The organism is Rhizobium redzepovicii (assembly GCF_019793435.1).
Lineage (GTDB): Bacteria > Pseudomonadota > Alphaproteobacteria > Rhizobiales > Rhizobiaceae > Rhizobium > Rhizobium redzepovicii.
The window spans coordinates 36,337-61,415 of the sequence record NZ_JAILYH010000017.1 but is presented as its reverse complement, the minus strand read 5'-3'; the positions used below and the strand labels follow the sequence as shown (position 1 = coordinate 61,415).

At 61.1% G+C, this 25,079-nt stretch carries 23 protein-coding genes and 1 pseudogene; 17 read left to right on the top strand and 7 right to left on the bottom strand.

Features of this window, described 5'->3' with window-relative positions; genetic code table 11:
• The first annotated feature begins 147 nt into the window (after positions 1-147).
• The 11 genes and pseudogenes from K6N12_RS25015 to K6N12_RS24965 all read left to right on the top strand — a co-directional run bounded on the left by K6N12_RS25015 (position 148) and on the right by K6N12_RS24965 (position 11,303).
• Positions 148-1,140, top strand: coding sequence for an ABC transporter substrate-binding protein (locus K6N12_RS25015; protein ID WP_131710914.1), 993 nt, complete (start codon positions 148-150; stop codon positions 1,138-1,140).
• A gap of 117 nt (positions 1,141-1,257) precedes the next feature.
• Positions 1,258-2,283, top strand: a complete 1,026-nt coding sequence (locus K6N12_RS25010) for an ABC transporter substrate-binding protein (protein WP_097628897.1) — start codon at positions 1,258-1,260, stop codon at positions 2,281-2,283.
• 86 nt (positions 2,284-2,369) lie between these two features.
• Complete coding sequence (locus K6N12_RS25005) at positions 2,370-4,601, top strand: ABC transporter permease (protein ID WP_097628898.1); 2,232 nt, start codon at positions 2,370-2,372, stop codon at positions 4,599-4,601.
• On the top strand, positions 4,598-5,659 hold the full coding sequence (locus K6N12_RS25000; protein ID WP_097628899.1) for an ABC transporter ATP-binding protein: 1,062 nt from the start codon (positions 4,598-4,600) through the stop codon (positions 5,657-5,659). Before K6N12_RS25005 ends, K6N12_RS25000 begins: the two co-directional genes overlap by 4 nt.
• A gap of 31 nt (positions 5,660-5,690) precedes the next feature.
• Positions 5,691-6,512, top strand: coding sequence for an inositol monophosphatase family protein (locus tag K6N12_RS24995; RefSeq protein ID WP_097628943.1), 822 nt, complete (start codon positions 5,691-5,693; stop codon positions 6,510-6,512).
• A gap of 130 nt (positions 6,513-6,642) precedes the next feature.
• Positions 6,643-7,176: pseudogene (locus tag K6N12_RS24990) on the top strand (NUDIX hydrolase).
• Positions 7,177-7,232: 56 nt separating this feature from the next.
• Entirely contained in the window at positions 7,233-7,739 is a 507-nt protein-coding gene (locus K6N12_RS24985) for a winged helix-turn-helix transcriptional regulator (protein ID WP_097628900.1), read from the top strand.
• Between the two features lie 13 nt (positions 7,740-7,752).
• The gene (fabF, locus tag K6N12_RS24980; RefSeq protein ID WP_097628901.1) at positions 7,753-9,018 is read left to right on the top strand and encodes a beta-ketoacyl-ACP synthase II; all 1,266 of its coding nucleotides are present in this window, start codon (positions 7,753-7,755) and stop codon (positions 9,016-9,018) included.
• 80 nt (positions 9,019-9,098) lie between these two features.
• Positions 9,099-9,527 carry a DUF4864 domain-containing protein gene (locus K6N12_RS24975; RefSeq protein ID WP_097628902.1) on the top strand — a complete coding sequence of 143 codons (429 nt, stop codon included), beginning with the start codon at positions 9,099-9,101 and terminating at the stop codon, positions 9,525-9,527.
• Between the two features lie 85 nt (positions 9,528-9,612).
• Positions 9,613-9,996, top strand: a complete 384-nt coding sequence (locus K6N12_RS24970) for a hypothetical protein (protein WP_097628903.1) — start codon at positions 9,613-9,615, stop codon at positions 9,994-9,996.
• A 224-nt stretch (positions 9,997-10,220) separates the two neighbouring features.
• A complete protein-coding gene (locus tag K6N12_RS24965; RefSeq protein WP_097628904.1) occupies positions 10,221-11,303 on the top strand; it encodes an acyltransferase family protein in 1,083 nt (360 codons plus the stop codon).
• 2 nt (positions 11,304-11,305) lie between these two features.
• On the opposite strand, the gene tgt is transcribed toward K6N12_RS24965, so the two are convergent.
• The 5 genes from tgt to coaD all read right to left on the bottom strand — a co-directional run bounded on the left by tgt (position 11,306) and on the right by coaD (position 15,258).
• Positions 11,306-12,436: a tRNA guanosine(34) transglycosylase Tgt gene (gene tgt, locus K6N12_RS24960; protein ID WP_097628905.1), complete on the bottom strand. Its 1,131-nt coding sequence runs from the start codon at positions 12,434-12,436 to the stop codon at positions 11,306-11,308.
• Entirely contained in the window at positions 12,433-13,518 is a 1,086-nt protein-coding gene (gene queA, locus K6N12_RS24955; RefSeq protein WP_097628906.1) for a tRNA preQ1(34) S-adenosylmethionine ribosyltransferase-isomerase QueA, read from the bottom strand. The genes tgt and queA overlap by 4 nt, the downstream gene beginning before the upstream one ends.
• 76 nt (positions 13,519-13,594) lie before the next feature.
• Positions 13,595-14,104, bottom strand: coding sequence for a peptidylprolyl isomerase (locus K6N12_RS24950; protein WP_003573154.1), 510 nt, complete (start codon positions 14,102-14,104; stop codon positions 13,595-13,597).
• A 28-nt stretch (positions 14,105-14,132) separates the two neighbouring features.
• Entirely contained in the window at positions 14,133-14,705 is a 573-nt protein-coding gene (locus tag K6N12_RS24945; protein WP_097628907.1) for a peptidylprolyl isomerase, read from the bottom strand.
• A gap of 58 nt (positions 14,706-14,763) precedes the next feature.
• Positions 14,764-15,258, bottom strand: coding sequence for a pantetheine-phosphate adenylyltransferase (coaD, locus tag K6N12_RS24940; RefSeq protein WP_097628908.1), 495 nt, complete (start codon positions 15,256-15,258; stop codon positions 14,764-14,766).
• A 90-nt stretch (positions 15,259-15,348) separates the two neighbouring features.
• Between coaD and K6N12_RS24935 the strand changes: the two genes are divergently transcribed.
• On the top strand, positions 15,349-15,627 hold the full coding sequence (locus tag K6N12_RS24935; RefSeq protein WP_097628909.1) for a hypothetical protein: 279 nt from the start codon (positions 15,349-15,351) through the stop codon (positions 15,625-15,627).
• Positions 15,628-15,769: 142 nt separating this feature from the next.
• The gene (locus K6N12_RS24930; protein WP_003539654.1) at positions 15,770-15,925 is read left to right on the top strand and encodes a hypothetical protein; all 156 of its coding nucleotides are present in this window, start codon (positions 15,770-15,772) and stop codon (positions 15,923-15,925) included.
• Positions 15,926-16,260: 335 nt separating this feature from the next.
• Here the strand turns inward: K6N12_RS24930 and gyrA are convergent, their stop codons facing one another.
• A complete protein-coding gene (gene gyrA, locus K6N12_RS24925) occupies positions 16,261-19,083 on the bottom strand; it encodes a DNA gyrase subunit A (protein ID WP_097628910.1) in 2,823 nt (940 codons plus the stop codon).
• Between the two features lie 249 nt (positions 19,084-19,332).
• On the opposite strand from gyrA, the gene K6N12_RS24920 reads away from it, so the two are divergent.
• Positions 19,333-19,980 carry a MarC family protein gene (locus K6N12_RS24920; protein ID WP_097628911.1) on the top strand — a complete coding sequence of 216 codons (648 nt, stop codon included), beginning with the start codon at positions 19,333-19,335 and terminating at the stop codon, positions 19,978-19,980.
• 84 nt (positions 19,981-20,064) lie between these two features.
• Here the strand turns inward: K6N12_RS24920 and K6N12_RS24915 are convergent, their stop codons facing one another.
• A complete protein-coding gene (locus K6N12_RS24915) occupies positions 20,065-20,571 on the bottom strand; it encodes a single-stranded DNA-binding protein (protein WP_003586486.1) in 507 nt (168 codons plus the stop codon).
• A gap of 283 nt (positions 20,572-20,854) precedes the next feature.
• On the opposite strand from K6N12_RS24915, the gene uvrA reads away from it, so the two are divergent.
• Genes uvrA through K6N12_RS24900 form a run of 3 tightly spaced genes read left to right on the top strand, consistent with a single transcriptional unit; the run spans position 20,855 to position 25,065 of the window.
• Complete coding sequence (uvrA, locus tag K6N12_RS24910; RefSeq protein ID WP_097628912.1) at positions 20,855-23,776, top strand: excinuclease ABC subunit UvrA; 2,922 nt, start codon at positions 20,855-20,857, stop codon at positions 23,774-23,776.
• Positions 23,773-24,234 (top strand): GNAT family N-acetyltransferase, encoded by a 462-nt coding sequence (locus K6N12_RS24905; protein ID WP_097628913.1) that lies wholly within the window; start codon positions 23,773-23,775, stop codon positions 24,232-24,234. The genes uvrA and K6N12_RS24905 overlap by 4 nt, the downstream gene beginning before the upstream one ends.
• A 24-nt stretch (positions 24,235-24,258) precedes the next feature.
• Positions 24,259-25,065 carry a DUF72 domain-containing protein gene (locus K6N12_RS24900; protein WP_097628914.1) on the top strand — a complete coding sequence of 269 codons (807 nt, stop codon included), beginning with the start codon at positions 24,259-24,261 and terminating at the stop codon, positions 25,063-25,065.
• The last annotated feature ends 14 nt before the right edge of the window (positions 25,066-25,079 follow it).

Sequence of the window (25,079 nt, the reverse complement as noted above, 5' to 3'; positions counted from 1 at the left end):
TGTAATGTCGCTCCGCCCGGCGATGAAAAATCGGTAACCATTCTTCGATTGCGGTGAAGCGAAGATCTGACATGCTGCCTGTGGAGATTGGAACGGGAGGTTCCAAGGGAGGCTTGCGTGAGAATATTGACCGCTTTTGCTGCGGGCATGGCTTTCTGGCTGTGCGGCGCAAGCCACGGCATGAGCGAGGCGCGATTGAACGTCCTGTGCGGCGTCGACGAAGCCTGGTGCATGACCATGGAAAAAGCGTTCGAAACCCGCGCGGGTATCGATATCTCGATGGTTCGCAAGAGCACCGGCGACATACTCGATCAGATCCGTACCGAAAAATCACATCCGACTGTGGATGTCTGGTGGGGTGGAACCGGTGATGCCCATCTGCAGGCGGCCTCAGAGGATCTGCTCGATCGATACCAGCCCGACCATGAACATGATATGCTGCCTTGGGCGCAGAACTTTTTTGCTATGTCCGGCTCACGGTCGGCCGCCATATATGCGGGGGCTTTGGGTTTCGCCTACAATTCCGATCTCCTCGCAGCGCTGAAGCTTCCGGCCCCGACCTGCTGGCAGGACCTGACGAAAGAGGCCTATCGCGGCCATATCCAGTCCGGCAATCCGAATTCCTCCGGAACCGCTTTCACAATGCTGGCCACACTCGTGCAGCTCCTCGGCGAAGAGGAGGCCTTTCGGTACATGGCCGCGCTCAACCGTAATATCGTCGAGTATACCCGGTCCGGCGCGGCGCCGGTTAAGGCTGCGGCCCGCGGTGAAATCCTGATCGGCATCTCGTTCATGCATGACGCGGTCACCCTGAAGGAAGCAGGCGCCCCCCTTGTCATCGTCGCCCCCTGCGAAGGGACGGGTTACGAGATCGGTGCGGTCAGCATCGTCAAGGGCAGCCGCAATGCCAGAGCCGCCCAAGCCTTCGTCGATTTCGCGCTTAGTCCCGAAGGCCAGGCGACAGGAGCCGCCGCCGGCCAGAACCAGGTCCCGTCGAACGCCAAAGCGGCTTTGCCGCCGGCCGCCCCCGACATCACCATGATCAAGATGGTGGATTATGACTTTGCAACATTCGGCTTGTCCGACGAGCGAAGTCGGCTGTTGACCCGCTTCGACGCCGAGATTTCTCCGACCCAATAGGCCGGCATCCGACCGCCATCCGACATTTGGCACACGGTGCGATCGACGCGCCGCGACGGGCAGCGCGTGTGCCGCTGACCCAACACCCTCTCAGACGCAAGCAACAGGAGGATACCCATGCGACTGACAGTTCTTTCCACGCTTCTCTTTGCCGGAACGGCGCTGGCTGCCGGTTCGGTCCAGGCCGCTGGCGAGCTCAACCTCATCTGCTCGGCCGATGTCGTCATCTGCGAGCAGATGCAGGGCGACTTTGAAAAGGCTCACGACATTAAGGTGAATATGGTGCGCCTGTCCTCGGGCGAGACCTATGCCAAGATACGCGCCGAGGCTCGCAATCCGAAGACCGACATCTGGTGGGCTGGCACGGGTGATCCGCATGTTCAGGCAGCATCGGAAAACCTGACACTGGAGTACAAGTCGCCGATGCTCGACCAGCTGCAGGATTGGGCCAAAAAGCAGGCGGAGAGCACCGGCTTCAAGACGGTCGGCGTCTATGCCGGTGCGCTCGGCTGGGGTTACAACACCGAGATCTTCAAGACCAAGGGTTATAAAGAACCCCGTTGCTGGGCCGATCTCCTGGCGCCGGAATTGAAGGGCGAAATCCAGATCGCCAATCCGAACTCGTCGGGCACGGCCTATACGGCTCTCGCTTCACTGGTGCAGATCATGGGCGAAGACCAGGCCATCGACTATCTGAAAAAGCTGAACGCCAACGTCTCGCAATACACCAAGTCCGGATCGGCTCCGGTCAAGGCTGCGGCGCGGGGCGAAACGGCGCTTGGTATCGTGTTCATGCATGATGCCGTCGCCCAGACCGCCGAAGGCTTTCCGGTCAAGTCGGTCGCGCCATGCGAGGGCACCGGCTATGAAATCGGCTCCATGTCGATCATCAAAGGCGCCCGCAATCTCGACAATGCCAAGGTCTGGTACGACTGGGCGCTGCAGCCCGAAGTTCAGTCGCGCATGAAGGATGCCAAGTCCTTCCAGCTGCCGTCGAACAAATCGGCGGAGGTGCCGAAGGAAGCGCCGAAGTTCGAAGACATCAAGCTGATCGACTACGACTTCAAGACCTATGGCGATCCGGCAAAGCGCAAGGCCCTGCTTGAGCGCTGGGACCGGGAAGTCGGCGCCATTGCCAACTGAAGATCGATGAATGACGTGGCATCCCGGACGAATCCGGGATGCCGCTCCATTCTCCCATTTCATCAACGTGAAATAAGAGGTATGCCATGAGACGTGGCAATCGCCGATTGGACATCGTCCTTGGCCTGGGAGCGGCTGCCCTGATCCTGGTCCCGTGGTATCGCATCGAGGGCGGCTTCTTCGGATTCAAATGGCTGTCTGCATTCCCGTTCTCCGCCGATACGGCGCCAGGCCTGCTACAAATCCTGCAGCATGGAAGAAGTTGGCTTGCCGGCGTTGTCCTGCTCTTTCTGCTCGGCTGTTTGGCGCGTCTGGTGGGCAATCCGATGCGGCGCGGAACCCTGCTCGCCTGGATCGGCGCCGTCGGCCTCGTCTTCCTGTCTCTGCAGGGACTGGCAATCGGCTTTTCCGGCTGGACCTGGGCAATCAGTGAAAACCTGTTCGGCATGTTGTCCGAAGGACAGCCTTCGATGGGTGCCGGCGCGGTCCTCCTGGCGCTCGTCTTCGTTCTCCTCTTTGCCTTCGGACTGGCCGAACGCGGAGTGATGAAGGGAGACGCCTTCATCGTCGGCTCGATTTCCATCCTTGCATTCCTGGTCACCGTCTTCGTTTTCTACCCGATCGGCAGCATGTTCATCGCTTCGGTGCAGGATTTCGATGGTTCCTTCAATCCGGATGGTCTTATACGCAACATCCAGGACCCCGGCATTTGGAGCCTGGCCTGCATAGCGGGCGAAGAACGTTGCGGTGTTGCCTGGCGCACACTCCTTCTCGCCCTCATGACAGCTTCCTGCTCGACCCTGCTCGGCCTCGGCTTTGCGCTGGTGGCGACGCGCACGCGTTTTCCTTTCAAAAAGGGATTGCGCCTGCTGACGGTGCTGCCGATCATCACGCCGCCCTTCGTCATTGGCCTGGCGCTGACGCTGCTGTTCGGCCGCGCCGGCGTTATCACCGAGACCTTGTCGAGCCTGTTGGGTATCGAGCCAGGCCGCTGGCTCTATGGGCTCACCGGCATCTGGATCGCCCAGGTGCTCTCCTTTACGCCGATCGCCTTCCTCGTTCTTATCGGCGTCGTCGAAGGCGTCAGCCCCTCGATGGAGGAGGCATCGCAGACCCTGCGTGCCGGTCGTTGGCGAACGTTCTGGCGCGTCTCCCTGCCACTGATGAAGCCCGGTCTCGCCAACGCCTTCCTGATCGGCTTCATCGAGAGCATGGCCGATTTCGGCAATCCGCTCGTGCTCGGCGGCACGCATGGCGTACTTTCGACGGAAATCTTCTTTGCCGTCGTCGGATCGCAGAACGATCCGTCGCGCGCGGCCGTTCTTGCCATCGTGCTCCTCTGCTTCACTCTCTCGGCATTCCTTGCCCAGCGTCTCTGGCTATCGGGCAAAAGCTTCGCCACGGTCACCGGCAAGGGCGACAGCGGCGCTCATATCGCATTGCCGCGGGGCCTTTCCATTGCCGTGCATGCGGTGGTCGTTCCGTGGATGATTTTCACCGTCATCGTTTATGGAATGATCCTGATCGGCGGCTTCGTGAAAACCTGGGGCCTCGACAACTCGCTGACGCTCGACCATTACGCTCGCGCCTTCTCGATCGGTTTCGACAATGGCGCAATCGCGTGGACCGGCGTGGCGTGGAACTCCTTCTGGACTACGATGGAAATCGCGCTCGTCTCCGCGCCCCTGACCGCTGCGGTGGGCCTGCTCACGGCTTATATCATCGTACGGCAGAAATTCGTTGGGCGGAACGTCTTCGAATTCGCGCTGATGATGAGCTTCGCCATCCCCGGAACGGTTATCGGCGTCAGCTACATCATGGCTTTCAACCTGCCTCCGATCGAGATGACCGGCTCGGCGCTGATCCTCATCCTCTGCTTCGTCTTCCGCAATATGCCGGTCGGCGTACGCGGCGGGATCGCGGCGATGAGCCAGCTCGACAAGAGCCTGGACGAGGCTTCGCTGACTTTGCGTGCGGACAGTTTCCGCACGATCCGCAAGGTGATCCTGCCGCTGCTGCGGCCAGCCATCACCGCTGCCCTGGTCTACTCTTTCGTTCGCGCCATAACCTCGATCAGCGCCGTCATCTTCCTCGTCAGCGCGGAATACAACATGGCCACGTCCTATATCGTCGGCCTCGTCGAGAATGGCGAGTACGGCGTGGCGATCGCCTATTCATCCATGCTGATCGTGGTGATGAGCATTGTCATCGCCGGCTTCCAGTTCGTCGTCGGCGAGCGCCGCCTACGCCGCGAAAATCGCGTCACCGGCACCAGCTCAGCTCCCTCTGTTCCTCTCGGTCAGGAGAAACCCGCATGATCACCGTCAAACCCGGTTCCGTCACCTTCCAGAATGTCCGCAAGTCTTTCGGTGCATTCACGGCCATTCCGGACCTTTCCCTCTCCATCGAGCCGGGCACACTGGTGACCTTGCTCGGCCCATCCGGCTGCGGCAAGACCACCACGCTGCGCATGCTGGCCGGGCTCGAGCATCCGACATCCGGGCGTATTCTGATCGGCGGCGCTGACGTTACCATGCTGCCCGCCAATGAGCGCGATGTCTCGATGGTGTTTCAGTCCTATGCCCTGTTTCCGCATATGACTTCGCTCGATAATGTCGCTTACGGTCTGCAGTCGTCGGGCCTCGGCAAGAAGGAAGCGCGGGAAAAGGCGGAGGAAGGATTAAAGCTCGTCGGCCTCGCGGGCATGGGCCATCGCCTGCCGGCCGAGCTTTCCGGGGGCCAGCAGCAACGCGTCGCAGTTGCCCGCGCGCTCGTGCTCGAGCCGCAGGTGCTGCTGCTCGACGAACCGCTCTCCAACCTCGATGCACGCCTGCGCCGCCGGGTGCGCACGGAAATCCGCGAACTGCAGCAACGGCTCGGCTTCACCGCCGTTTATGTCACCCATGACCAGGATGAGGCTCTGGCGGTGTCTGACCGCATCATCGTCATGAAGGATGGTGAGATTGCCCAGTCCGGGACGCCGCGTGAGCTCTATGAAGCGCCGGCATCGTCCTTCATCGCCGATTTCATGGGCGAGGCCAATGTCATTCCCTGCGAGGTGATCGGCCTCGAAGGGACGGAGGCGCTTATCCGCGTTGCCGGCGTGGATTATCGTTTGCCAAGCCGCAGCGCAAAGCTCGGCATGGCAAAACTCGCCGTCAGGCCCGGATCGATCACCATAGCGGCAGCCGGCCACGAGGGTCTGGCGGGACGCGTGCTCCATAGTGCCTATCTTGGCGGACATGTCGAATATGAGATCGAAACCGATGTAGGAACGCTTTTCATCATCGACCATGCCGTTGAAAGAAACCTGTCGCCTGCGAGCAATGTCACACTCGGGTTCGAGAACCGCGGCATTGCGCTGATCAATGCCTGAAATTTTTGAAATGCGAATAAAGGATAGCAACATGACGATGCATGATACCGACCTGGAACGGCGCTTCGCCCTGGCCAAATCCCTTGCTGAGGAGGCTGGCGCTTTGGCGCTCGATTATTTCAACAAGCGCGAGACTCTTGTGATCGAGACAAAGCGCGATCTTCAGGATGTCGTGTCGATCGCGGATCGCAACGTCGAGACCTTTCTCCTCGAGCGGGTTGCAACAGCAATTCCCGAGGACGGTTTCCTCGGCGAGGAGTTTGGCCATCAAGCGGGACGTTCCGGCTATACCTGGGTTGTCGATCCGATCGACGGCACGGCGCCCTTCGTCAATGGCATGCCCACCTGGTGCGTTTCGGTCGCTGTCCTCTACCAAGGCGTCCCGGTCGTCGGCGTGATCCAAGCGCCTTGCGCGAACGAGCTTTATGCCGCAGCCCTTGGCCTTGGCGCGAGCTTGAATGGCGAGACGCTTTTGCTCGATTCCTCCCGCACGATACAGAACGCCATGACGGGCATTGGCTGCAATACGCACGTCGCTCCGGAGGTTGTCGGCTCCATCATAACGGCGTTGCTCGCGAGCGGCGGCACGTTTATTCGGAACGGCTCCGGAGCGCTGATGCTTGCCTATGTGGCTGCAGGGCGTCTCGTCGGCTATTATGAACCTCACATGCGGGCTTGGGACTGCATGGCGGGTTATTGCCTTGTGAAAGAAGCCGGCGGCCGGTACCTGCCCTTCCCGACCGAGGGCGAAGATTTGTTCAAGGGGCATCCCGTCCTGGCCAGCAATGTTTCCGCATATCCGGAATTGTTGGCGATTCACAATCTGCGCGACGGTAATAGAACCGCACTATAGAGCAGGCTGCGTGGCGGCGAGCGCACGGCTGACAACGGCGGATGGTTGCGCCTACAACTGATTATCATAATCTGCCATGAACACGCTCAGGCGGGTGAAGAATCAGCAAATTCAACAATCCCCAATTGCCATGAAGACTCCGAAAAAACGCAGCAAGCCTCGACCAGACAAGTCTCAGCCATTGCTGCGGCAGCTCGCCGCCGTTCCTGCCAAGCTGTTTTCGGGGGCATTCCGCCAACAATACGGCGCGATTTGCTTCCGCTACGCCAATGACTGAGCGGGAATCGAAATCCTCGTGATTACATCGCGCGAGAGCGCGCGCTGGGTCATTCCGAAAGGGTGGCCAATGAAAGGGAAGAAGCCGTTTGAAGCGGCAGCGATCGAAGCCTGGGAGGAAGCAGGCGTGCGCGGGACGGTGAGGAAGAAACCGGTCGGCCGCTACACCTATCTAAAGGACCTCGACGATGGCGACGTAGCTCCCTGCATCGTCGATTTGTTTCAGGTTGAAGTCGTCGAGATCAGCAACGACTTCAAGGAGCAAGGCCAGCGTATTTTGGAATGGGTCAGCCCCGATGAAGCGGCACGACGCGTTCGCGAGATCGAACTCAAGTCGCTGCTCGTCGAATTTGAAGTTCGCCCGCGCAGGAAGCGCGATCCTCGCTGACAGCTGTCTCCATTAGTTACTTGCATGATGATAGTCACTGCTATAGTGACATCCCTATGCAACGGACGAGCTTCAGCCAATTCAAATGCCCGGCAGCGCGCGCGCTCGACAGCGTCGGCGACTGGTGGAGCATCCTCATCGTCCGCGACGCATTTCAGGGGCTGTCGCGCTTCGACGATTTCCAGAAGAGCCTCGGAGTGGCGCCGAACATCCTGACGCGGCGGTTGAAACACCTGACGGATCAGGGGCTTTTCGAACGGCGGCTTTATCATCAGCGCCCTGCCCGCTACGAATATCGGCTGACGGACAAGGGCCGCGATTTCTTTCCGGTGCTGATGACGCTGTTTTCCTGGGGAAGCCGGCACATGCCGCAGAAAGATCTCGCCTTTCTGCTCGGCGACGCCGCTTCGGGCCGAGAGCGCCAAACGGTACTGGTCGACGCACGGACCGGCGAAGAAGTGACACCCGAAAACACCAGCCTGCTTCCAGGCCCCGCAGCCGATGACGAGATGCGTGCGCGGATCGCCCGCATGCGCGCCTGGTATCTCGGCATCGACGCATAGAGAGGAAAATATCATGGACCGCATTGTTGTCACCGGCATGGGACTTGTCTCGCCGCTCGGCACAGGCGTCGAGCTCGCCTGGAGGCGCCTTCTTGACGGCAGGTCGGGGCTGAGGCTGCTTTCGGACGATATCGTCGGCGAGCTGCCGGCCAAGGTCGGCGGCATCGTTCCTGATACCACAGAGGATGCGGAGGCCGGTTTCTATCCCGACCGTTACATCACGCCCAAGGACCAAAAGAAGATGGACCGCTTCATCCAGTTCGCCATGGCGGCGACGGAGGAGGCGGTGAAGCAGGCCGGTTGGATGCCAACCGACGAAGGCGCGCGCGAACGCACGGCAACGATCATCGCCTCGGGCGTCGGCGGCTTTCCTGCCATCGCCGAGGCAGTCCGGATCGGTGAGGCGCGCGGCGTCCGGCGGCTGTCGCCCTTCACCGTGCCCTCCTTCCTCGTCAACCTCGCCGCCGGCCAGGTCAGCATCCGCTACGGCTTCAAGGGCCCGCTCGGCGCGCCGGTAACGGCGTGTGCGGCCAGCGTCCAGGCGATCGGCGATGCGGCGCGGCTGATCCGTTCCGGCGAAGCGGATGTGGCGATCTGCGGCGGCGCCGAGGCCTGCATCGACAAGGTGAGCCTTGGCGGTTTTGCCGCGGCGCGTGCCCTTTCCACCGGCTTCAACCAAACGCCGGAGCTGGCGTCGCGGCCCTTCGACACGGCGCGCGACGGCTTCGTCATGGGCGAAGGCGCCGGCATCCTGGTGATCGAAACGCTGAAGCATGCACTTGCTCGCGGCGCGACGCCGCTTGCCGAACTCGTCGGCTACGGCACGGCAGCGGACGCCTACCACATGACCTCAGGTCCCGAAGACGGCGACGGCGCGCGCCGGGCGATCGAGGCAGCGCTCCGGCAGGCGAAGATCCCGGCGTCCGAGGTCAAGCATCTGAACGCGCATGCGACCTCGACACCGGTCGGCGACAAAGGCGAGATCGCGGCGATCGCCACAGTCTTCGGCCGCGATGGCGGCATTGCCGTCAGCGCGACGAAATCAGCGACCGGCCATCTGCTGGGTGCTGCCGGCGGGCTGGAGGCGATTTTCACCATCCTGGCGCTACGCGATCAGATCGCGCCGCCGACCCGCAACCTGGATCACGCCGATGCCGTCGCCGATGGGATCGATATCGTCGGCAAGATGGCGCGGCCGCTGACGATGGACTACGCCATCACCAACGGTTTCGGCTTCGGCGGCGTCAATGCCAGCGCCCTCTTCCGCCGCTGGTCGTAAAGTCCGCTTTTCTTAAGTAAAAAATCGCCTACACTTCTGCTCTTTCGGGGATCATTCTCCGATAGAGCGGGAGATTCCCCATGCGCGCCTTCTTCGCAGTTGTCATTCTGTGTGCCGCGTCCCTCTTCTCCACAGTCTCGACTCGCGCCGAAGACCCCATCGACACGACGCGGACGATGATCGAAGAACAGATCAAAGCCTTCCTCAAGGACGATGCCGAGACCGCCTATTCCTTCGCCGCTCCCGGCATCAGGGCGATGTATCCCGACAAGAACCTGTTCTTCGCCATGGTGAAGAAGAGCTACGAGCCGGTCTATCATCCCGGCAACTACGCCTTCGGCCGCAGCCGCTCGATCGACAACGGCGCGCTGATCTATCACGAGGTGCTGATCTCCGGCCGCGACGGCAAGGATTGGACGGCGATCTACCAGATCACCCGCCAGCCGGACGGCAGCTACCGGATCAACGGCGTGCAGATCATGCCGGATGCCGACAGCAAGGGCATCTAGCGATTGAGTATTTTTCATATTAAAGTTGTGTTCCGCATCCCCAGCACGTAGAGAACTTATGGTTTTCTGTCAGGGGTGAAGCTCAATGCCTATTTCCTTCACGCGGTCGCTTGAAACGGTCATCATCGGCCTTTCCACCGTGCCATGTGTGGCGCATGCGGAATCCTTTTCAAGGCTTGCACAGCAGAGTTATCCCGTCGGAAAACTGACCAAAGGAAAGGCCGGCGGCTACGGCTGGGTCGTATCGAACGGCAGCAAGCAGTTCTTCTGCCGGCTGGATGCCAGCCTGGCTTATGTGAGCAAGAAGGAGATGGTGAGCATCCTTTCAAGCGGACGGCTGGTCAAGCTGGACCGCGCCGCGTTTGAGGCCTCGATCGGTGGCCCCGATCCGTCCATACCGCAATGGAGCGATCTTCAGACCGGCCGCGTCAAACCGGCCGATGTCGGAAGTTGCACTCCCACCCGCTGACCGAGGGCACCATAAGGTGGAGACGATGCGGCCTTCAGCGATCGCTTTGCGGACCCTGCTTCAGTTCCGGATGAGCGGCGTGCCGATGATACCGGATGCCAACAGCAACGGCATTTGACGCGCTGGCATTGGTTGGATGAAACACTATTCAGCACTTGTATTCGTTACGCTAACTATTTTGAAATCGTGCTGGAGTAAAAAACCATCAGCGGGGGATTGGCAGGTTGAATACCGGCAAGCGATTTTTCACAGGTCTTGAAGCCTTGCGGGGAATCGCGGCCATCATGGTCATGTTTTTGCATACCGGCGGCACGCTTGGTCCGATACCCGTGAATATCAGCTACCTTGCCGTTGATCTCTTCTTTCTTTTGAGCGGCGTCGTTCTTGCAAATTCATACGAACGGCAACTGGCAACGAGACAGATTTCGCCCGGCGGATTTCTGCTGCAGCGTATCATTCGGCTTTATCCTGTCTATCTGCTGTCGCTTCCTGTCGGCCTCGTCAGCTATGCCGTTCAATTCGGCTTGGATTACCTCACCCTGGCCGGCCTTCTGCTGCGGGCGATTCTATTCATTCCAAACGCAGGCACGGGCGGCGCCTTTCCGTTAAACGGGCCGAGTTGGTCGCTCTTCTTCGAACTCTGGGCTGGAGTGCTGTTCTCCATTCTTCTGGTGCGACTTTCGTCCAGAATCTTGCTCGCCATCGCCCTCGGGACAGCGGGTATCACCTTGTACGGAGCCCTTGGAGGCAATTTCGACATTGGCCATCAGGCGGGCTACTTCGGATTTGGCTTCTCGAGAATTTTGTTCTCGTTCTCGCTCGGGATCTGCCTTTACAGGTTGTACGAGGTTCGGCTGCCGAATGCATTCAATAGAGGCAACACCATCGGCATTTTCCTCTGTGGTTGCCTGATTGTGATCGCGAATATACCCGCGAGCACATTCTACGGTTTTCCCTATTTTGATCTTTTCATGTGCTTGGTGATTTTCCCAGCCATTGTCTGGATCGCAATGCGCACGAGGCAGACCGGCCTTGTCGAGCTGGTATTCCGCTGGCTGGGGATAGTTTCCTATCCGATTTATATCCTACATGCGCCTATCTTCGAGTTACTGCATTTACTGCGGCAAAGAGGCTTTGCCCTCCCAGCCTCCCCGGCGGCCGGTATGGTCGTCGTGATAGCGATTTTCATTGTGGCCAGCGTCGTCGCCATTCGCTTCGACGAGCCGGTGCGCAAAAAGCTCGGAATGATGGTTGCACCAAGTCCGGTGTCCAAGGTTACCTCGGAAAGCCAGGCGGGGGTGACGTAGCCTTACACCGGTTCGAGGTCGCCTCTCGCCCATTCCTCCATCGTCTCCGCCATGAAATCGGCGAAGCGGCCTTCGGCGATTGCCTTGCGGATGCCCTGCATCAGTTCCTGGTAGTAGGCCAGATTGTGCCAGGAGAGCAGCATGCCGCCGAGTGCTTCGTTGGAGCGGACGAGATGGTGCAGATAGGCGCGTGAATAGTCGCGCGAGGCCGGGCAGTTCGACTGATCGTCGAGCGGGCGCATGTCCTCGGCATGGCGGGCATTGCGGATATTGACCTTGCCGCGGCGGGTAAAGGCCAGGCCGTGGCGGCCGGAGCGGGTCGGCATGACGCAGTCGAACATGTCGATGCCGCGGGCGACCGATTTCAGCATATCGTCAGGCGTGCCGACGCCCATGAGGTAGCGCGGCTTTTCCAGCGGCAGCACCGGCAGCGTCGTTTCCAGCATCTGCAGCATGACGTCCTGCGGTTCGCCGACAGCAAGGCCGCCGATCGCATAACCCTTGAGGTCGAGCTGACTCAGCGCCTCGGCCGAGCGGATACGCAGCGCCGGGATGTCGCCGCCCTGGACGATGCCGAACATCGCTTTTCCAGGCTGCTCGCCGAAAGCGACCCGGCAGCGCTCGGCCCAGCGCAGCGACATTTCCATGGCGCGCTCGATCTCCTTCGGCTCGGCCGGCAGCGCCACGCATTCGTCGAGCTGCATCTGGATATCGGAGCCGAGCAGCCCCTGGATCTCGATGGAGCGCTCCGGCGACATATGGTGCAGACTGCCGTCGACATGCGACTTGAAGGTGACGCCCTGCTCGTCGAGCTTGCGCAGGCCGGAGAGCGACATGACCTGAAAACCGCCGGAATCCGTCAGGATCGGGTGTTCCCAGCGGATCAGCTTGTGCAGGCCGCCGAGGCGGGCGACGCGCTCGGCACTGGGGCGCAGCATCAGATGATAGGTATTGCCGAGGATGATGTCGGCGCCGGTCTCGCGCACCTGGTCGAGATACATCGCCTTGACGGTGCCGACGGTGCCCACCGGCATGAAGGCCGGCGTGCGGATGGTGCCGCGCGGCATGGAAATTTCGCCGAGGCGCGCGCCGGCATCAGTCTTCTTCAACGTAAATTGGAAGTTTTCTGTCATTTGTCTTTCCGGAAAAGAAGGCTCGCGTCTCCGTAGGAGTAGAAGCGGTAGCCTGTCGAAATGGCGTGTTCATAGGCCGCATGCATGGTTTCGAAGCCTGAAAAGGCCGAGACCAGCATGAACAGTGTCGAGCGCGGCAGGTGGAAATTGGTCATCAGCATGTCCACAGCCTTGAAGCGATAGCCGGGCGTGATAAAGATGCCGGTGGCGCCGCTCCAGCCGCGGATCTCGCCGCTTTCTTCCGCAGCACTTTCGATCAGCCGCAGCGAGGTCGTGCCGACGCAGACGATGCGCCCGCCCCTTGCCTTGACGGCGTTCAGTTGCGCGGCAGTCTCAGGGCTGACAGTGCCGCTTTCAAGGTGCATCTTGTGATCGACGGTGTCGTCAGCCTTCACGGGCAGGAAGGTGCCGGCGCCGACATGCAGCGTGACGAAATGGCGTTCGATGCCGGCTCTGTCGAGCGCTTCGAACAGCGCAGGCGTGAAATGCAGGCCGGCGGTGGGGGCAGCGACGGCGCCCTCCTCGCGGGCGTAGATCGTCTGGTAGTCAGCGCGGTCCCGCTCGTCATCGGGGCGCTTGGCGGCGATATAGGGCGGTAGCGGAATATGGCCGACGGCGGCGATTGCCTCGTCGAGCGCCGGGCCTGCGAGATCGAAGGCGAGCGTCACTTCGCCGGCCTCGCCCTTTTCCTCGACGGTGGCATCGAGCGCGCCAAGAAAGCAGCTTTCGCCGCTATGACCGAAGGCGATGCGGTCGCCCTCCTTGATGCGCTTGCCGGGTTTTGCAAAGGCCTTCCAGCGGCTGGGGCCGATGCGCATATGCAGCGTTGCCGACACCTGCTGGCCGCCCGCACCCTCGCGATGGCGGATGCCTTCCAGCTGGGCGGGAATGACCTTGGTGTCATTGAAGACCAGCGCATCGCCCGGCCGCAGAAAGGACGGCAGATCGCCGACCCGATGATCGGAGAGCACGGTTTCAGCATGGGGGTTGACGACGAGCAGACGGGCGCTGTCGCGGGGCTCGGCGGGCCGCAACGCGATGCGTTCATCCGGCAGATCGAAATCGAAAAGGTCTACGCGCATAACGGCACTTTCAGACAAAGCGAAACCCGCCCCCACGCGGTTAACGCGCAAGAGCGGGTTTCAGCAGAAATCACAATCAGACGTCGGCGGCAACCCGCATCGACACGATCGAGTCCGGATCGGAAACCGGCTCGCCGCGCTTGATCTTGTCGACGTTGTCCATGCCTTCGATGACCTGGCCCCAGACGGAATACTGCTTGTTCAGCCAGGGCGCGTCGGTGAAGCAGATGAAGAACTGCGAATTGGCGGAGTTCGGGTTCTGCGAACGGGCCATCGAGCAGGTGCCGCGCGTATGGGTGGTCGCGGAGAATTCAGCCTTCAGATCCGGCTTGGAGGAGCCGCCCATGCCGGCGCGGCCGGGATTGAAGGTTTCCGAGCCCTTCTTGCCGAATTCGACATCGCCCGTCTGCGCCATGAAATCCTGGATGACGCGGTGGAAAACGACGCCGTCATAGGCCTTTTCGCGGGCGAGTTCCTTGATGCGGGCGACATGCTCCGGGGCGACCTGCGGCAGAAGCTGAATGACAACCTTGCCCTTGGTGGTTTCCAGAATGATGGTGTTTTCGGGATCCTTGATCTCGGCCATTGCCTTCTCCTCTTGTTTCTCTCGTAACTTACTTCTTGCCCAGGGCGACCTTGATCATCCGGTCGGGACTTTTGACTTCGCCGTTCTGGCCTTCGCCGCGCTTGATCTTGTCGACATTTTCCATGCCGGACACGACCTTGCCGACAACGGTGTACTGGCCGTTGAGGAAGGAGCCGTCGGCGAACATGATGAAGAACTGCGAATTGGCGGAATTCGGATCCTGCGAGCGGGCCATGCCGACCGTGCCGCGCACGAACGGGGTCTTGGAGAACTCGGCCGGAATATCCGGCATGTCGGAGGAGCCGGTGCCGGCGAGACTCGCATCGAAACCCTTTTCCATATTGCCGTATTTGACGTCGCCGGTTTGGGCCATGAAGCCGTCGATGACGCGGTGGAAGGCGACGTTGTCGTATTCACCCTTCTTGGCCAGCGCCTCGATCTGGGCGACATGCTTCGGCGCTACCTCAGGCATCAGCTGGATGACGACGGGGCCGTTCTTCAACTGGATGGTGAGATAATGATCGGCCGACTGGGCGAAGGCGTCCCCCGCGAAGGAGGCGAGATACAACACGCCGGCAAATGCGAGATAAAAGAGTTTCATATGGGCTCCGTTGCGGCGGGTTTCGCCTGGTCTTTGCGCTTGCCAGACTTCGTATTTATCAGTCTGGGCGCTTGGATGAGAGGGCTTGCAAGACGGCGGCCGGCACGAAGGCGCTGACATCGCCGCCCATGGCGGCGATCTGGCGGACCAATGTGGCCGTAATGGGCCGCGAGGCCGTTCCCGCCGGCAAAAAGATGGTCTGGATATCGGGCGCCATCGTCCTGTTCATGCCGGCCATCTGCATTTCGTAATCAAGATCGGTGCCGTCGCGGAGACCGCGGATCAAAAGCGTGGCGCCATGGGCGCGGGCGGCGTCGACGACCAGATTGTCGAAAGCGACGACGTCGATGTCGCCGGTCTTGCCGGGCAGCGCTTCCGCCAGCGAAAGGCGGATCAGCTCGGCTCTCTCTTCGAAGGAAAAGAGCGGCGCTTTGCCGGGGTGGATACCGATCGCGACGATCACCTTTTCGGCGACGTTCAGTGCCTGGACCAGAACATCCACATGCCCATTGGTGATCGGGTCGAAAGACCCGGGATAAAAAGCTGTCGTCATCTGGCCCGACCGTTGGTTTGACGCCTTTTGTCACGGATGCCGGCTTGCCGCAAGTGATTTGGCCAATCATCCCGGACGGTTGAACGGTGGATGAACGGCCCGTTCAAGGCGGTTTCAGACAGGATCTGCTTAACTCAGATCATCAACGCAGCCGATGCCATTCCGGCGTCCGGCGCCTCCCGAAAGACCAATTCCATGCTGATCGTGCTCGTTGCACTTGCCGTCGTTTCCTCGCTTGCCGCCGAGATAGCCTATGGCTATTTCGCCGATCGCTACGAAGTGAGCTGGGTGCGGCCGGAGCTTGCCGAGCATGCCGCGATCGTGCGGGCCCAGGGCCGGCTGCGCGCAAAAAACGACGTTCGAATCTGAACGCCAGATGAACGAGACATTCAAGGAGGCTTCAGATCGGCATTGGTAAACACCCCGTCAACATCCGGCGGAACCATTTTAAAACGGATGCGTTCATTCAACCGATACATAGATGCGATTATCGCGGCAGGAAGGACTAAAGATGCCCGGCAAGATTACGATGATTAACGTGCTCTGGATGGTAATGGTCACGGGCATGCTGACCGCAACTGTCGCTCTCTATGATCAGAAGGTTGATACGTCCAAGGTTTATGGTCCCTATGCTTCGGCCCGGACGGCCGTACTGGGCCAGTACTGAGGGGCGAGAACGCAACTCCCCAGGAAAGGAATGCCTATGTTCACGATCTTGACAGTGCTCACCGCCCTTATCAGCGTCATGTTCATAGTGTCTGTAGCCTCGACAATATCTGCGCTTCGGCGCGAAGGTGAAGAGGTAAAGGCGCTGAACGAAAAACATAGCGCATTCTGACATTCCTCTTATCCCAACTCCTTCCCCACCTTGAGCGGCACCCCTTCCGCTGCCAAGGCCATTCAAAGCCGGATGCACCCAGCGTCCGGCTTTTTCTTTGGGCCGGTAAGGACGAGCGCGGGTTAAAAAGAAAAGGGCGGCCCGAAGCCGCCCTTTTTACTTGATCATTCCTCAGCCGGCCCGGCCGGGTCACCATCGGCAGCCGGCGCCTCGCCGGCAGCCGCTTCCTCGGTGGTGGCGGCGCCTTCGGCGACCTCGACAGCCTCCTCCGTCTCATCCTCCTCCGGCTCGCTGATGCGTTCGACAGAGACGACCTTCTCGTCCTTGGCCGTCGAGAAGATGGTGACGCCCTTGGTGGCACGGCTTGCGATGCGGATGCCGCCGACCGGCACGCGGATCAGCTGGCCGCCATCGGAAACCAGCATGATCTGGTCGCCATCATCGACGGGGAAGGCCGCGACCAGTTCACCGATCTCGCCTGTCTTCGACGTGTCGGTGGCGCGGATGCCCTTGCCGCCGCGGCCGGAGATGCGGAAATCGTAGGACGACGAACGCTTGCCGAAGCCCTTTTCGGAGACGGTGAGCACGAATTGCTCGAGCTGCTTCAGCTCCTCATAACGCTCGTCGGAGAGCTGTCCCTCTTCGGTGACTTCCTCGCCGACCAGCGCGATCTCCTCGGCCTCACCTGTCGTCAGGCGGCGGTCGTTGGCGGCGCGCTTCAGATAGGCGGCGCGCTCCCACGGCTCGGCGTTGACATGGCGGACGATGGTCATCGAGATGATGCGGTCGCCGCCGGCAAGGCTGATGCCGCGCACGCCGATCGAATTGCGGCCGGCAAAGACGCGGACGTCGTCGACCGAGAAGCGGATGCACTGGCCGAGCGCCGTCGTCAGCAGCACGTCGTCATTTTCCGTGCAGGTCTCGACGGAGAGGATTTCGTCGCCCTCCTCCTCGAGCTTCATGGCGATCTTGCCGTTGCGGTTGACCTGGACGAAGTCCGACAGCTTGTTACGGCGAACCGTACCGCGCGTCGTCGAGAACATGACGTCGAGATTGTCCCAGCTCTCCTCGTCCTCGGGCAAGGGTAGAATGGTGGTGATGCGCTCGCCGGGGGCGAGCGGCAGCATGTTGATCAGTGCCTTGCCGCGCGAGGTCGGCGTGCCGATCGGCAGGCGCCAGACCTTTTCCTTGTAGACGATGCCGCGCGAGGAGAAGAACAGGACCGGAGTGTGGGTGTTGACCACGAATAGCCGGCTAACGAAATCCTCGTCGCGAGTGGTCATACCGGAGCGGCCCTTGCCGCCGCGGCGCTGGGCGCGATAGGTGGTCAGCGGCACGCGCTTGATATAGCCGAGATGCGAGACGGTGACGACCATGTCCTCGCGGGCAATCAGATCCTCGTCGTCCATTTCGAGGCCGCCATCGACGATCTCGGTGCGGCGCGGCGTGCCGAATTCGTCACGCACGGCAGTGAGCTCATCCTTGACGATGCTCTGGATGCGGACGCGCGAGGAGAGAATATCGAGGTAATCCTTGATTTCCTCGCCGATCTTGTTGAGTTCGTCGCCGATTTCGTCGCGGCCAAGGGCCGTCAGACGGGCAAGGCGCAGTTCGAGAATGGCGCGGGCCTGCTCTTCGGACAGGTTGTAGGTCAGGTCCTCGTTGATGCGATGGCGCGGATCGTCGATCAGACGGATCAGGCTTTCGACATCTTCGGCCGGCCAACGGCGGGTCATCAGTTCTTCGCGGGCCGACTGCGGATCGGGCGCCTGACGGATGACGCGGATGACTTCATCGATATTGGCGACGGCAATGGCGAGACCGACCAACACATGGGCGCGATCTCGCGCCTTGCGCAGCAGAAATTTCGTTCTCCGGCTAACGACTTCCTCGCGGAAGGAGACGAAGGCGCGCAGCATGTCGAGCAGGGTCAGCTGCTCAGGCTTGCCGCCGTTCAGCGCCACCATGTTGCAGCCGAAGGACGTCTGCAGCGGCGTATAGCGATAAAGCTGGTTGAGGATGACCTCGGCATTGGCGTCGCGCTTCAATTCGACGACGACGCGATACCCCTGACGGTCGGATTCGTCGCGCAGGTCGGAGATGCCTTCGATGCGCTTGTCGCGCACCAGCTCGGCCATCTTCTCGATCATCGTCGCCTTGTTCACCTGGTAAGGGATCTCGGTGATGATGATCTGCTCGCGGTCGCCGCGCATCGGCTCGATGGCCGCGACACCACGCATGATGACCGAACCGCGGCCGGTCTCATAGGCCGAGCGAATGCCGGCACGGCCGAGGATCTTCGCACCCGTCGGGAAGTCGGGGCCGGGAAGGATCTGCATCAGGTCCGGCAGTTCGATAGCCGGATCGTTGATCAGCGCGATACAGCCGTCGATGACTTCCGACAGGTTATGCGGCGGAATATTGGTCGCCATGCCGACGGCGATGCCGCCGGCGCCGTTGACGAGCAGGTTCGGGAACTTGGCGGGCACCACGACCGGCTCGGAAAGCGTGCCGTCGTAGTTGTCGCGGAAATCGACGGTTTCCTTGTCGAGATCGTCGAGCAGCGAATGGGCTGCCTTTTCGAGGCGGCATTCGGTGTAACGTTCAGCCGCCGGCGGATCACCGTCGACCGAGCCGAAATTGCCCTGGCCATCGATCAGCGGCAGACGCAGCGACCAGGGCTGGGCCATGCGGGCCAGCGCATCGTAGATCGCCGAATTGCCATGCGGATGGTATTTACCCATCACGTCACCGGTGACGCGGGCGCATTTGACGTATTTCTTGTTCCAGTCGATGCCGAGCTCAGACATGCCGTAAAGGATGCGCCGGTGCACGGGCTTCAGTCCGTCGCGCACGTCGGGCAGCGCGCGGCTGACGATGACGCTCATGGCGTAATCGAGATACGACCGCTGCATTTCCTCCATGATGGAGATGGGCTCGATGCCTGGCGGGAGCTTCCCGCCGCCGGGGGGTGTTTGCTCAGTCAAAACAGATCACGATCTCTTCTAGAATCACTTGAAGATTTATAGCGGAAAGCCTGTTCCCGCGCCAATTTCACGGGGCGTTTTGAACAGGCTTTTGCGGCTTAAAGAGGGTAAAACATGCAAGTAGCGCGGCCGCACCGGACAAATCCGCCGCGGGCCGCCGCGGGATATTTGCCAAATCGGAATCGCCGCTTCACAATCACAAAAACCACGCATAAAAACCATGCGGCTATATGGGGTTTTCGAGGGACGATGGCAAGCGCCGACCAATTGATCAACGCCTTCACGACGCTCATCGTCACCATCGATCCGCCGGGGCTCGCACCGATCTTCCTGGGGCTGACGACCGGCATGAGCCGCGCCCAGCGCACGCAGGTGGCGCTGCGCGGCTCGACCATCGCCTTCATCATCCTTGCCGTCTTCGCGCTGTTCGGCGCGAGCGTGCTCGGCGTGCTCGGGATCTCGATCGGCGCCTTCCGCATCGCCGGCGGGCTGCTGCTCTTCTGGATCGCCTTCGAGATGGTGTTCGAGCGGCGGCAGGAGCGCAAGGAGAAGGCCACCGAAGCTGCCGTCACCAAGGATCATATCGAAAATATCGCCGTTTTTCCCCTCGCCTTGCCGCTGATCGCCGGCCCGGGCGCGATCTCGGCGACGATCCTGCTTGCCGGCACGCTGCCGACCTCCGTCGAAAAAGCCCAGTTCATCGCCGTCATCGCCGCCAATCTGCTGCTGACCTTCCTCATGCTGCTGATTGCCGAAAGGCTCGACCGCTTCCTCGGCGTCACCGGCCGGGCGATCCTGACGCGGCTCCTCGGCGTCATCCTCGCCGCCCTAGCGGTGCAATTCGTCGTCGACGGCGCAAAGGCGGCGCTCAATCTGATCAGCGCGACACCGCACTGAACGGTGCAAACCAAAGAAAAAAAGCATGACGCCATCAAAGGCATCATTCTCTCGGATAGTCTACAGAGCCGGGAAAGCGGTTGATCAGAACGGGATGTCGTCGTCGAGATCGCGCGAGAAATTACCGCCGCCACCGCCGCGGCTCGGCGATGAAGAGGGAGCCGGGGCGCCGTAGTCATCGCCATAATCATTGTTGCTGCTGCCTCGGCCGCCGCCGGAGCTTGCACCGCCGCCTTCGCCGCGGCCGTCGAGCATGGTCAGGGTCGAACCGAAGCCCTGCAGCACCACTTCCGTCGAGTAGCGGTCCTGGCCCTGCTGGTCCTGCCATTTGCGGGTCTGCAGCTGGCCTTCGATATAGAGCTTGGCGCCCTTCTTCACATATTGCTCGACGACCTTGCAAAGGCCTTCGTTGAAGACGACGACCGTGTGCCATTCGGTCTTCTCACGGCGCTCGCCGGAATTGCGGTCACGCCAGGTCTCCGAGGTCGCGATACGGAGATTGGCGATCGGCCGGCCATCCTGCGTGCGGCGGATTTCGGGGTCCGCACCGACGTTTCCAATCAGAATTACCTTGTTTACGCTACCAGCCATGCTTCTCACCCTGCCTGCCGCCCTGCCCGGCGGCGTTTCAATCGATCGGCGCACCTTAAACCATCACGGACCGCCGATGCGCATGGGCGGCATTTAATCCACATGTTTATCCATCAGAACGCCGCATGCATCCATCAGGAATTTTGTTCTTTATTTGTTCTAGTTTATCCTTATGATCGTGTCAACAGAATCGAAAACCTTCGGTGTTGCGGACATTCAGCCTCGACTCGCCGGTCGGCATCACTAAATAAGGGCTGTTATCCCAAAGGACCAAGCTGAGACGATGAGCGAACTGAAGACGATCTCCATCCGCGGCGCGCGCGAGCACAATCTCAAGGGCATCGATCTCGATCTGCCGCGCAACAAGCTGATCGTCATGACCGGGCTTTCGGGCTCCGGCAAGTCCTCACTTGCCTTCGACACGATCTATGCCGAGGGCCAGCGCCGTTATGTCGAGAGCCTGTCGGCCTATGCCCGGCAGTTCCTCGAAATGATGCAGAAGCCCGACGTCGACCAGATCGACGGGCTGTCGCCGGCGATCTCGATCGAGCAGAAGACCACCTCGCGCAACCCGCGCTCGACGGTCGGCACCGTCACCGAGATTTACGACTATATGCGCCTTCTCTTTGCCCGCGTCGGCGTTCCCTATTCGCCGGCGACCGGCCTGCCGATCGAGAGCCAGACCGTCAGCCAGATGGTCGACCGCATCCTCGATTTCGGTGAGGGCACCCGTCTTTATATTCTTGCGCCGCTCGTGCGCGGGCGCAAGGGCGAATACAAGAAGGAACTGGCGGAGCTGATGAAGAAGGGCTTCCAGCGCGTCAAGGTCGACGGGCAGTTCTACGAGATCGCTGAGGCGCCGGTACTCGACAAGAAATATAAGCACGACATCGACGTGGTGGTCGACCGTATCGTCGTGCGTTCGGATGTCTCCGCCCGCCTGGCCGACAGCCTGGAGACCTGCCTGAAGCTCGCTGACGGGCTGGCAGTTGCCGAATTTGCCGACAAGCCGCTGCCGCCGGAAGAGACCTCGGCCGGCGGCTCGGCCAACAAGTCGCTGAACGAGACGCATGAGCGCGTGCTGTTTTCGGAGAAATTTGCCTGCCCGGTTTCCGGCTTCACCATTCCCGAGATCGAGCCCAGGCTGTTCTCGTTCAACAATCCCTTCGGCGCCTGCCCGACCTGCGACGGCCTCGGCGCCCAGCAGAAGATCGATCCGGATCTGATCGTGCCCGAGCCCGAACGGACGCTGCGTGACGGCGCGATCGCCCCTTGGGCCAAGTCGACCTCACCCTATTACAACCAGACGCTGGAGGCGCTCGGCAAACATTACGGCTTCAAGCTCGGCACCCGCTGGAACGATCTTTCCGACGAGGCCAAAGACGTCATTCTCAACGGCACTGAGGACAAGATCGAATTCCATTATGCCGATGGCGCCCGCTCCTATACGACGCAGAAGAATTTCGAGGGCATCATCACCAATCTCGAGCGCCGCTGGAAGGAGACCGATTCCGCCTGGGCGCGCGAAGACATCGAGCGCTTCATGTCGGCGGCCCCCTGCCCGTCCTGCAACGGCTTCCGCCTGAAGCCAGAGGCCCTGGCGGTGAAGATCGACACGCTGCATATCGGCGAAGTGACCGGTATGTCGATCCGCGTCGCCCGCGACTGGTTCGAGACACTGCCGGCAAGCTTCAACGCCAAGCAGAACGAAATCGCCGTGCGCATCCTCAAGGAAATCCGCGACCGGCTGCGCTTCCTCAACGATGTCGGCCTGGAATATCTGAGCCTGTCGCGCAATTCCGGCACGCTGTCGGGCGGCGAAAGCCAGCGTATCCGGTTGGCCTCGCAGATCGGCTCGGGGCTGACGGGTGTCCTCTACGTGCTCGACGAGCCGTCGATCGGCCTGCATCAGCGCGACAATGCCCGGCTGCTCGACACGCTGAAGCACCTGCGCGACATCGGCAACACCGTCATCGTCGTCGAACATGACGAGGACGCGATCATGACGGCCGACGACGTCGTCGATATCGGCCCGGCCGCCGGCATTCACGGCGGCCAGGTCATCGCCCACGGCACGCCGCAGGACATCATGGACAATCCGAAGTCGCTGACCGGCAAATATCTGTCCGGCGAACTCGGCGTTCCCGTACCCCACGAGCGCCGCAAGCAGAAAAAGGGCCGCGAGATCAAGGTAGTCGGGGCGCGCGGCAACAATCTGAAGAACGTCACGGCGGCAATCCCGCTCGGGGTGTTCACGGCAGTGACCGGGGTTTCCGGCGGCGGCAAATCCACCTTCCTGATCGAGACGCTCTATAAATCGGCAGCACGCCGCGTCATGGGCGCACGCGAAAACCCCGCCGACCACGACCGCATCGACGGCTTCGAGCATATCGACAAGGTGATCGATATCGATCAGTCGCCGATCGGCCGCACGCCGCGCTCGAACCCGGCGACCTATACCGGCGCCTTCACGCCGATCCGCGACTGGTTCGCCGGCCTGCCGGAAGCAAAAGCACGCGGCTACCAGCCGGGCCGCTTCTCCTTCAACGTCAAGGGCGGACGCTGCGAGGCCTGCCAGGGCGACGGCGTCATCAAGATCGAAATGCACTTCCTGCCCGATGTCTACGTCACCTGCGACGTCTGCCACGGAAAACGATACAATCGCGAGACGCTCGACGTCACTTTCAAGCAGAAGTCGATCGCCGACGTGCTCGACATGACGGTAGAGGAAGGCGTCGATTTCTTCGCGGCGGTGCCGGCAGTGCGCGACAAGCTGCAGGCGCTGAAGGATGTCGGTCTCGGTTACATCAAGGTCGGCCAGCAGGCGAACACGCTTTCCGGCGGCGAGGCGCAACGCGTCAAGCTCGCTAAGGAATTGTCGAAGCGCTCGACGGGACGCACGCTCTACATTCTAGACGAACCGACGACCGGCCTGCATTTCCACGACGTCGCCAAGCTGCTCGAAATGCTGCACGAACTGGTCAACCAGGGCAATTCTGTTGTGGTAATCGAGCACAATCTCGAGGTGATCAAGACGGCCGACTGGGTGCTCGATTTCGGCCCCGAGGGCGGCGATGGCGGCGGCGAGATCGTGGCTTTCGGCACGCCCGAGGCGATCGTCAAGGAAAAGCGCTCCTACACCGGGCAGTTCCTCAAGGAATTGCTGGAACGGCGGCCGGCGAAGAAGGCGGTTGCGGCGGAATGACGATGAGGCCGGCGTCGCCCGATGATCTGGAAAGGGTCGCGACGCTGACGGCAGCCGCCTATCGGCCGTATACCGAGCTCTTCGGCGCTCCGCCGATCCCGGTGACGGAAGACTATACGCCGCGAATCGAACGCGGCGAGGTCTGGCTGCGCGAGGTCGGCGGCGAAACGGCCGGCCTGGTGGTCGTCAAGCGGCATTCGGATCACCTCTTGCTGTTCAGCATCGCGGTGTCACCGGCCTTTCAAGGTGGCGGGCATGGGTTGGCGATGCTCCATTGGCTAGAAGCCAAAGCGCGCGAATGGGCGCAGCCGCAGATCCGGCTTTATACGAATGCGCTCATGGAGCGGAATATCGCGCTTTATAGCGCCTTCGGGTTTCAGGAAACTGGTCGCCGGCCGAACCCTTCTCGGCCAGGATGGACCCTCGTTGACATGGCGAAACAGATCAACGCAGCCTGAGCGGCTGCGAATGGGGAGGACGACATGACGAAATCCGGCACTATCCGCACCGGCATCGGCGGCTGGACCTTCGAGCCCTGGCGCGGGCATTTCTTTCCCGATGACCTGAAACAGAAGGACGAGTTGAACTATGCCAGCCGCCAGCTGAATGTCATCGAGGTCAACGGCACCTATTACAGCACCCAGAAGCCGGCGGTCTTTGCCAAATGGGCAGCCGACGTGCCCGACGGTTTCATCTTTTCACTCAAGGCGACCCGGTTCGTCACCAATCGGCGAGTGCTGGCCGAAGCCGGTGAATCGATGGAACGCTTTCTGTCATCCGGAATCAGCGAGCTTGGCGATCATCTCGGACCGCTGCTCTGGCAGTTCGCGCCGACGAAGAAATTCGATCCGGACGATTTCGAGGCCTTCCTGAAGCTGCTGCCGGAAAAGCAGGATGGGCTGGCGCTTCGCCACGTGGTCGAGGTACGCCATGATTCCTTCAAGGTGCCGGAGTTCGTGGCGCTGCTTGCCAAATACGGCGTGGCGCCTGTCTGCGCCGAACATTTCGAATATCCGATGATCGCCGACGTCACGGCCGATTTCGTCTATGCCAGGCTGCAGAAAGGATCGGACGATATTGCAACCTGCTACCCCGACAAGGACCTGAAGGCCTGGGCGGACCGGCTCGAGACCTGGGCCGAAGGCAAGGTTCCTGACGATCTGCCGCTGATCGACGGGGATCGCAAGGTCAAGGCCGAGCCGCGCGACGTTTTCGCCTTCATGATCCATGAGGGCAAGGTCAATGCGCCGCATGGGGCGATGGCCCTGCAGAAACTGCTGGCGAAGTAAGCCAGCCCGGAGCT

Bases quoted from the DNA above. Each gene is read 5' to 3' on its own strand.
- K6N12_RS24920 (WP_097628911.1), top strand. From the start codon at position 19,333: ATGGCAAGCGCCGACCAATTGATCAACGCCTTCACGACGCTCATCGTC.
- K6N12_RS24995 (WP_097628943.1), top strand. From the start codon at position 5,691: ATGACGATGCATGATACCGACCTGGAACGGCGCTTCGCCCTGGCCAAA.
- K6N12_RS24905 (WP_097628913.1), top strand. From the start codon at position 23,773: ATGACGATGAGGCCGGCGTCGCCCGATGATCTGGAAAGGGTCGCGACG.
- queA (WP_097628906.1), bottom strand. From the start codon at position 13,518: ATGCGCGTAGACCTTTTCGATTTCGATCTGCCGGATGAACGCATCGCG.
- K6N12_RS24945 (WP_097628907.1), bottom strand. From the start codon at position 14,705: ATGAAACTCTTTTATCTCGCATTTGCCGGCGTGTTGTATCTCGCCTCC.
- K6N12_RS24935 (WP_097628909.1), top strand. From the start codon at position 15,349: ATGAACGGCCCGTTCAAGGCGGTTTCAGACAGGATCTGCTTAACTCAG.
- K6N12_RS24970 (WP_097628903.1), top strand. From the start codon at position 9,613: ATGCCTATTTCCTTCACGCGGTCGCTTGAAACGGTCATCATCGGCCTT.
- K6N12_RS24985 (WP_097628900.1), top strand. From the start codon at position 7,233: ATGCAACGGACGAGCTTCAGCCAATTCAAATGCCCGGCAGCGCGCGCG.
- uvrA (WP_097628912.1), top strand. From the start codon at position 20,855: ATGAGCGAACTGAAGACGATCTCCATCCGCGGCGCGCGCGAGCACAAT.
- K6N12_RS25010 (WP_097628897.1), top strand. From the start codon at position 1,258: ATGCGACTGACAGTTCTTTCCACGCTTCTCTTTGCCGGAACGGCGCTG.
- coaD (WP_097628908.1), bottom strand. From the start codon at position 15,258: ATGACGACAGCTTTTTATCCCGGGTCTTTCGACCCGATCACCAATGGG.
- K6N12_RS24900 (WP_097628914.1), top strand. From the start codon at position 24,259: ATGACGAAATCCGGCACTATCCGCACCGGCATCGGCGGCTGGACCTTC.
- K6N12_RS24975 (WP_097628902.1), top strand. From the start codon at position 9,099: ATGCGCGCCTTCTTCGCAGTTGTCATTCTGTGTGCCGCGTCCCTCTTC.
- K6N12_RS25005 (WP_097628898.1), top strand. From the start codon at position 2,370: ATGAGACGTGGCAATCGCCGATTGGACATCGTCCTTGGCCTGGGAGCG.
- K6N12_RS24915 (WP_003586486.1), bottom strand. From the start codon at position 20,571: ATGGCTGGTAGCGTAAACAAGGTAATTCTGATTGGAAACGTCGGTGCG.
- K6N12_RS24950 (WP_003573154.1), bottom strand. From the start codon at position 14,104: ATGGCCGAGATCAAGGATCCCGAAAACACCATCATTCTGGAAACCACC.
- K6N12_RS25000 (WP_097628899.1), top strand. From the start codon at position 4,598: ATGATCACCGTCAAACCCGGTTCCGTCACCTTCCAGAATGTCCGCAAG.
- tgt (WP_097628905.1), bottom strand. From the start codon at position 12,436: ATGACAGAAAACTTCCAATTTACGTTGAAGAAGACTGATGCCGGCGCG.
- K6N12_RS24930 (WP_003539654.1), top strand. From the start codon at position 15,770: ATGCCCGGCAAGATTACGATGATTAACGTGCTCTGGATGGTAATGGTC.
- fabF (WP_097628901.1), top strand. From the start codon at position 7,753: ATGGACCGCATTGTTGTCACCGGCATGGGACTTGTCTCGCCGCTCGGC.
- K6N12_RS25015 (WP_131710914.1), top strand. From the start codon at position 148: ATGGCTTTCTGGCTGTGCGGCGCAAGCCACGGCATGAGCGAGGCGCGA.